General features: G+C 65.3%; 8 protein-coding genes. 3 read left to right on the top strand and 5 right to left on the bottom strand.

Going from position 1 to position 7,470, the window contains the following annotated elements; translation table 11 throughout:
* Positions 1-27: 27 nt before the first annotated feature.
* Positions 28-711, bottom strand: coding sequence for a PilZ domain-containing protein (locus EB084_15785; GenBank protein NDD29719.1), 684 nt, complete (start codon positions 709-711; stop codon positions 28-30).
* A gap of 57 nt (positions 712-768) precedes the next feature.
* Between EB084_15785 and EB084_15780 the strand changes: the two genes are divergently transcribed.
* Complete coding sequence (locus EB084_15780) at positions 769-1,227, top strand: hypothetical protein (GenBank protein NDD29718.1); 459 nt, start codon at positions 769-771, stop codon at positions 1,225-1,227.
* A gap of 43 nt (positions 1,228-1,270) precedes the next feature.
* On the opposite strand, the gene EB084_15775 is transcribed toward EB084_15780, so the two are convergent.
* From EB084_15775 to EB084_15760, 4 genes are read right to left on the bottom strand one after another with little or no spacing between them, the layout of a single operon-like run.
* A complete protein-coding gene (locus EB084_15775; protein ID NDD29717.1) occupies positions 1,271-2,944 on the bottom strand; it encodes an Rne/Rng family ribonuclease in 1,674 nt (557 codons plus the stop codon).
* Positions 2,945-2,972: 28 nt separating this feature from the next.
* Positions 2,973-4,757, bottom strand: coding sequence for a PAS domain S-box protein (locus EB084_15770; protein ID NDD29716.1), 1,785 nt, complete (start codon positions 4,755-4,757; stop codon positions 2,973-2,975).
* Positions 4,685-5,671, bottom strand: coding sequence for a GAF domain-containing protein (locus EB084_15765; GenBank protein NDD29715.1), 987 nt, complete (start codon positions 5,669-5,671; stop codon positions 4,685-4,687). The genes EB084_15770 and EB084_15765 overlap by 73 nt, the downstream gene beginning before the upstream one ends.
* A complete protein-coding gene (locus EB084_15760) occupies positions 5,668-6,432 on the bottom strand; it encodes a DUF2344 domain-containing protein (GenBank protein ID NDD29714.1) in 765 nt (254 codons plus the stop codon). The genes EB084_15765 and EB084_15760 overlap by 4 nt, the downstream gene beginning before the upstream one ends.
* 201 nt (positions 6,433-6,633) lie before the next feature.
* Between EB084_15760 and EB084_15755 the strand changes: the two genes are divergently transcribed.
* Together EB084_15755 and EB084_15750 are read left to right on the top strand one after the other, a co-directional pair.
* A complete protein-coding gene (locus tag EB084_15755) occupies positions 6,634-7,224 on the top strand; it encodes a folate family ECF transporter S component (protein NDD29713.1) in 591 nt (196 codons plus the stop codon).
* Positions 7,225-7,242: 18 nt separating this feature from the next.
* The coding region (locus EB084_15750; protein ID NDD29712.1) for a hypothetical protein at positions 7,243-7,470 on the top strand (228 nt) is incomplete at its 3' end.

Here is a 7,470-nt window from a genome sequence, read left to right as displayed (position 1 = left end):
GAGAGACGCGATGACAGGCAGGGTGGGTCAGGCCACCCCCACCGATCTGTCGATGAACGACTGGATGCGCTGCGCGTAGGACTCATCGATGGCCACGAACTGCATGCCGAACTCGTGACGCGTAGGTCCCACCTCTTCCTGCCAGACCGCGCGAGCAGAAGCCTCCGCCTCACTCATGTCGGGCAGTATGACGCGCACGTTGTAGAGCCGCTCCTTGTCGAGCGCCTCGTCATGAAGCCCACGCAGGCCCTTCGGCGAGATATCGACAAGAAGGATGTTGAACCACCCTTCCTCGCCCTCTGGGCATAGAGCGACGGAGACCAGCGCTTTGAGTCGAAAGCGCTCTCTGCGCCCGTGCACGGTGAACGACTCATACATCTGTGCGATCTGCGCCTGCTGCTCGGGTGTCGGCTCATGATAGGCAAAGCCACACGTCCACGTGCCACCCGCCAGGCTCTTCTGCCAGATGGGGCGCACCGTCACATCGAACTCGAGGTACTGCAACGTGAAGCAGAGCCGGAGGGGACGGTCAAGTTCGAACGCATCGTCTGCATTGAGACGGATGCCACCCTCTGAGATGTCGACCACGTAGAGATACTTCTCGCGTGACTCGCCGTCGCGCTCGAGCGTGGCCCGGATCAGCCTGTGAACGCGCAGGCCCTTTCGTTCGTGGGTGCGCTGCTCTCCCGGGGAGAGAGGGGTCTCGTCCATGTTGCTCCTCCACGCCGCACCCAGGAAGCGGTGCGATGCGATGTGAGTTCGGGGTTTGTGGGCGATCCCCTCGCGAATCGCAAGAGGGGCTTGACCGGGCAGGCCGAAGTCCCAGATGTTCGCATGGAGCTCACCCGCCTCTACGTTCTGCCGTTCCTTCTCTGTCTCGCCGCCGCGACGCTGCTGGGCGTCGAGACGCGCACCCTTCAGGTCGAGCGCGAGCGAGGTGCTGCGCACTGGGGAAGGTTCCTGCGGCGCGCCTTCGGGGCGCTTCTCATCGCCCTGGTCGGTTTCATGCTCCACTTCGGAAGCGCGCCGCCGGAGAGAGGCGCGCCCCAGGAGCTCATCTACCGCCAGCTGTACTACTGGCTTGCGGTGCTCGGCATGGTTCTCACCGCCTCGGCACTGGCGGTCTACGACGTCTTCGCGAGCCTGCGAACGATCCGCCAGCAGGTCGACCACCTCGAGCAGGCCGAGATGCAGCAGCTCCGAGACACGCTGAAGAAGCAAGACTGACCCGCCGCGCCGCTCACAACGGCGAGTCAGCCGAACACAGCGCTCAGCGCTTCAGCTGCGCCTGGGCATACCATCGGCTGGAATGGGTGACGCACACGCGCACCCGATCGCCCACCATGTTCCCGCCCTGAAGAACTTCCACGAGCTGTCCATCGACCACCGCAAGCCCGCTCTGGAGGTTGCCTCCAAAGGTATCTTCGATGACCGCGTCTGTCTCGAGCCCCACGCGCAGGGGCTTGAGCCGATCGTCAGCCTCTCGCGAACCCATGGCGTGTGTGTCGACGCGATCGCGCGCGAAATCGCGATCGGTGCGCAGATGGACGGGCTTGCGCACGGCCTTCTCGAGCCGCTGCATCTCCTCGCCTTCCCAACCCACCATCGCCTGTGCCACCCGCGGGTTCACCACGAGCTTCACTGCTTCCGCCTTCTGATCGAGGGCGAGGCGCCTCACCTCGCGCTCGGCGCGCACGCGCACGGTCTGAAGGGTCTCCACAGATCCGACGCCTTTGCAGCACGGGCAGGTCTCCCGCAGCGTATCGGCAAGATCGCGCCCGACGCGCTTGCGCGTGATCTGCACGAGGCCGAGGTCGGTCATGCCCACGAGATGCGTTGTGGTGCGATCGCGCTTGAGGGCCTCGCCCAGGGCCTGCAGCAGCCGTATCTTGTCCTCGTGGCGATCCATGTCGATGAAATCGACGATGATGATGCCCCCGAGATCACGAAGGCGCAGCTGGGTGGTGATCTCTTTTACCGCTTCGAGATTCGTCTTGAGGATGGTATCCGCCAGGTTCGAACGGCCGATGAACTTGCCCGTGTTCACGTCGACGACCGTGAGCGCCTCGGTCTTGTCGATGATGAGATGGGCCCCGGACTCGAGCCAGACCTGCCGGCGCAGCGCCTTCTCGAGGTCCTTCTCGACACCGTGGAGCTCGAACAGCGGACGCCGATCGCTGTGCAGATGCACGCGGCTCTTCAGCTCTGGTGAGAAGATGTCCATCAGATCGACGATGCGCTCGTACTCTGACTTCGAATCGACGATGAGCCGATCGACATCCTCGGTGAACAGGTCGCGAATGACCTTGTACACCAGCGTGAGCTCCTGGTGGACCAGGGCCGGGGGCTTCGCCGTGCGGGCCTTCTCCCGGATGCGCTCCCACAGCTTCACCAACGCCTCGAGATCGCGCAGCAGCTCTTCCTGCGACCGACCGTCGGCCGCGGTGCGCACGATGAGCCCGACCCCTTCAGGCCGATGCTGATCAGCCAGGGCCTTGAGGCGACGCCGCTCCTCTTCTGATTCGATGCGACGTGACACCCCGACGTAGTTGGCGGTGGGGAGCAGCACCAGATAGCGTCCCGGGAGGGTGATGCCCGTGGTGACCCGCGCTCCCTTGGTGCCGATGGACTCCTTGACGATCTGGATCAGCGTCTCCTGACCCACCTTGAGCATGTCCTTGATGGACGCGTTCTTGAACGCCTCGTACTCTTCCTCACCCATCCCAGCTTCGAGGTCGTCCTTGCAGAGAAAGGCATTTCGCTCGAGTCCGATGTCGACGAACGCCGCCTGCATGCCCGGAAGCACGTTTGCAACGCGTCCCTTGTAGATGCTTCCGCTCTGCCGCTCCTCCCGCTCGATGTAGATCTCGACGAGCCGACCGTCTTCCATGACGGCAACACGGCTCTCCAGGTCGTCTATGCTGATGTAGATTTCCTTGTACATCGTCCTCCGTGAATCCCAGACACTGAAATCATGAAGCTTCTCTCTGCGCACCCGTCGCAGGCTCGGTCGGAATGAGTGCGCGCACCTTGCGCAGCAGCTCTGTTGCCTCGGGGGGGCGATAGACCCGTCGCTCCGACTCGACCGGTACGTCCTCTCGCCAGTTGCACAGCATGAGGATGCCCAGCTCGCGCCCTTCGCGTGAAGACGCGCTCTTGAGCTCTTCCAGCAGGTTCTCGCTCGTCAGCTCCGGCAGCTGCGAATCGATGAGCAGAACCCGAGGCTTTCGCTGCGAGACCGCGCGCAAGGCATCGCGAGCGGTGTTGGCCAGAGCGGTGGCAATGCCCTCCTCCTCCAGGATTCGCTGCACCGTTGCCGAGGTCTCCTCGTCGCGATCGACCACGAGAACGCCAAGCGCGTCGCCCCCCTGAATGCGGACCCGAGGGAGCCCGAACGAGAACGTCGTGCCGACGCCCACCTCGCTCTGCACCTCCACCGACTCCTCGTGCGCCTGAATGATGCGACGCACGATGTAGAGGCCCAGGCCCGTGCCTCTGCGCTCATCGGACTTCACCTGCGCGAACCGCTCGAACAGACGCGCGATCTGATCGGCGGCGATGCCCTTTCCGGTGTCGGCGACCCGGATGGTGACCCGCTCGTCTGTTGCCTCGACCGTGGTCGTGATGGCGCCGCCGGGCCGGGTGAACTTCACGGCGTTGGCATAGAGGTTGATGAAGACCTCCTTGATCTTGTCCCGGTCGCCTCGCACGATGATGGCATCGTCACAGCGCACCTCGAGGCGCAGCGACTTCGGGGCCGCAAGCGGAACGAACATCTCCCGGATCTCTGCGAGCACGCTGCCGATGTTGAACGCGCGTGGATTGAACTGCATCTCCCCGGCTTCCATGCGGGTGATCTCGAGGATGTTGTCGATGAGGAACTGCAGGGTCTTCGAAGATCGCAGGATCGATTGCACGAACTCCTGCTGGTTGTCATTCAGCGGGCCCAGCTTCGGGTTGAGCATGAGCTCGGCGTAGCCCATCACCGAAGCCAGGGGGCTCTTGAGATCGTGGGTGATGGTGGCCAGGAAGTCCTCCTTCATCTGCTCGATCTCTTTTTCCTTGGTGATGTCGCGGAACACGAGCACCGCGCCCATGGCCGTTCCATCATCGCTCACGATGGGACCCGAGGTGATGAACACGGGCACGGCCGTTCCATCTGCGCGGGCCAGCGAGACGCCGTGAACACCGGAGTCGAACCGCGCCACCGTCTGCATGGCGATCTTCAATGGACAGCGCGTCTCGCACCAGGTCTCCTCGACCGTGCTGCAGCGAATGAGCTCAGCGCACCGACGGCCAGCCACATCTGCCAGCGACCACCCGGTGATGCGGTGCGCAGCCGCGTTCCACGTCAGCACCCGTCCCTGCGCATCGGTGGTGAACACGCCTTCGGGCACGTTGTCGACAAGGACCTGGAGCTGGCTCTTCTCGGTCGCGAGGTCCTGGAAGAGATGGGTGTTCTCGAGGGTCACCGAGAGGACGTTGGCAAAGATGTCGAGCCACTGGAGCTCCATCTGCGTCCAGCTGCGCGCGCCCTGGGTGAGCAACGCCAGTGCCCCGAGGGTACGCTGACGGCCGATGAGCGGCGCCCAGAGCAGGCTCGTGGTGCCTTCTGCTTCCGCGAATCCAGCCAGCTCACCCAGACGAGAGTCGGTCACGAGGTTGCGGACCTGGAACGGTGCCCTTAGAAGAAACGGCAGGCCCGCCTTCGAATCGTTGAGGGCGCTGGCCACCCGCACAAGCGAGCTCTCCGCCACGCGGAAACGCCGTCGTAGCGGAGCAGCACGGCCTTCTCCGCCCCGAAGAGGAACGCCGCAGACCTCACCACCTCCTCGAGCCTGCGCCGCCACGTGTGCTGGTCGCTCTCCACAGACGAGCTGTTGAGGGTCTTCGAAGCCTCCCAGAGGGTCACGATGAAGTTCAGCCGCGCGTTCAGCTCCTGGTGGACCTCTGCATTTCGAATGGCGCGCGCGGCCTCCGCGGTGATCAACGCGAGAAGGTCGACGTCGCGCTGCGCATAGGACCCGATCTCGTGATACCAGAGACAGATGACGCCATACACCTTCTTGTTCGAAGAGATGGGATGATACAGCGCCGAGCGCACACGGGCGCTCGATACCAGGCGCTCGAAGCGGGGATCGGAAGCCGCATCGGTCACCAGGACGGGCTTGTCGCTGCTCGCGACGATGGCGGGGAGGTTCACGTCGGCGCGCAGCTGCCCCGCCATCTCGCTCTCGTGCAGGCCTTCCATCGCAACCAGGGCGAGCTCGGTCTTGTCGTGGGTGAAGAGGAAGATGCCCGCGGCGTGAAAGGCCAGGCGCTCACGCAGCTTCTTCAGCAGCGAAGGCAGCAGGCTGGTGAGCTCGAGCGTGCCGAAGACCGAGGCCCCGAGATCGAGCAGGAGCTGGCGCCGCTGCGCCTCTTCTTCCGCGGCCACGCGCGCAGCGCGCTCCTCATCGACCCGTGACTGCGCCTGCCCCACATCGCGGGTGAGCACGCGCACCTGGGCCTCGAGCGCTTCGTTGTGACGTGCCCGCGCATCGGCGTCGCGCAGCCGCGCCTCTGCCTCGGCGAGAAGCCGGCCAGACCTTCGTCGCACGCCCACCAGCACCGCCACCGCGACGAGGGCCACGATCAGCGCGCCCCAGCGAGCCAGGAGGTCGAACGTCACAGCTCCACCAGTGTCCCGTCGATCCTGGCCTGAAGCGCGACACGCTCCGCGTGCGCCACCCCGGCCGCACCTCCGAAGAGCGCAAAGACCACGTCTTCCGGCCGTACGCTGCCCTCCTGGCCCATCTGAAGCAGCATCTCGAGCGCAAGCGACTCGCCCTCCGCCACGCGCAGATCGTGGACGAAGGCGCGCAGGTTCACGGTGCGGGTCTTCTTCTGGAGCGTGATCTCCGTCAGCTCGAGAAAGCCGGCAACCGCGGCAGCAAGCGCGTCGCGCGAAACATCGGGCGGCGCTTCGACCGCCACGTGATAACGACCGCGCTCCACAGAGGCCTGCAGCGAGCGGGCGCCACGCTCGAGAAGATGCGCCGCACGGATCTCCATGCCGACCGGGAGCGCGGCGCCGAGGCGACGCGCGGCGTCGTCGGCATCGATGTCATCGGCCATGTCGATGTCCATGAGCTCGCACACGCTGGCGTGACCGAGTGCAAGCGCCGGCCCGAAGCTGATGCGGATGCGCGGATGGAAGCCTTCGGTGTAGGCCACCGGGATCTGGGCACGGCGAAGCGCGCGCTCGACGCACTTCAAGAGGTCGAGATGAGAGAGAAAGCGCACGGCCCCCTGCTTGGTGAACTTCATGCGGACACGGCAGCGATAGGGCTCCGGAGGGGCGACGCGAACCGCGCCAGCCGACGGGTCGCGCGCGGGGGGCGCGGGCTTCGTGACGGGGGAATCGTGCTGCGCGCCGTCGGCTTCGCTCAATGCGCTCTCCTCAGGTTCAATGACTCAGATCACGCGGGGCGAGGGGGCTGTTCGACCGCCCGGACCGCTCTGAGACGAATCGCAGGGAGCGACGGAGGGCAGCTGGGCTCGCGACGGTGACCGGCCCTTCAAGTTCGCGCTTGATGCACCAGGAGCCTTCCAAGCCCCCGTTCCCGCGGTCACGAGAGCGCACGACGACCGGTGCGTGGGGTTGACATCGGGAAGGCGCGGCCCTATCCTGTGCCCATGCCCGCAGCACAAGAGCACGTTCCCGGCCGACGCGCAGACGCGCGTCGTGTTGCACAGATCGCAGTCTTTGCGGCCCTCGCCGTGGTGGTACGACGATTCCTCACCCCCCCGATCAGCGGACTCAACCTGGGCGGCTTTCCCCTGGTGATGAGCGGACTCGTGATCGGTCCCGTGTCTGGCGCCTGGGTGGGGGCCATCTCCGATCTCGTCGGGGCCCAGCTCGCGCCCCACGGCTCCTACGATCCCGTGTACACGTGCACCGCCATGCTCACGGCCGCGGTTCCCGCGTTGATGCTGAGGGGGATGCGCGAGACCTGGGTGCCTCGTCTCCCTTCCCTGATGGCATCGATGCTCGTCGGACAGGTGCTGACGAAGTGCGCCATCATCCCGCTCTATCAGCAGTATCTCACGGGCGTCCCGTTTGCGATCGCGACAGCCAAGGCGTTCGGCGTGCAGCTGCTGCACGTGCCGATCTATGCGATCCTTGCCCAGCAGATCCTCCGCGCGCTCCCACCGGGAGACGAGCGGAGGGCCGCGGTGTGAACGTTCCGTGAACACGATGTGAACGACGCGAACCAAGAAGTTTGCATCGCGTTCGTTGCACCGACAGACAGCGCCCGCTACCATGCGGGGGTGTTCGCTCCCCTCCTCCCCTCCCCGTCCCCACGAGAGTCCCCACGAGCGCCGCGTGAAGATCGAGCCGCGGCCCTGCTCATCGTTCTCCTTCTCGGCGCGGGGCTTGCGCGCGGCCTGCTGAACCCGTGGCGCCCACACGTCCACGGCAACGAC

The organism is Pseudomonadota bacterium, from assembly GCA_010028905.1.
Classification (GTDB): Bacteria; Vulcanimicrobiota; Xenobia; order RGZZ01; family RGZZ01; genus RGZZ01.
The sequence above is the reverse complement of the archived record's forward strand: the minus strand, read 5'-3'. Positions and strand labels throughout refer to the sequence as shown.

Bases quoted from the DNA above. Each gene is read 5' to 3' on its own strand.
- EB084_15785 (NDD29719.1), bottom strand. From the start codon at position 711: ATGGACGAGACCCCTCTCTCCCCGGGAGAGCAGCGCACCCACGAACGA.
- EB084_15775 (NDD29717.1), bottom strand. From the start codon at position 2,944: ATGTACAAGGAAATCTACATCAGCATAGACGACCTGGAGAGCCGTGTT.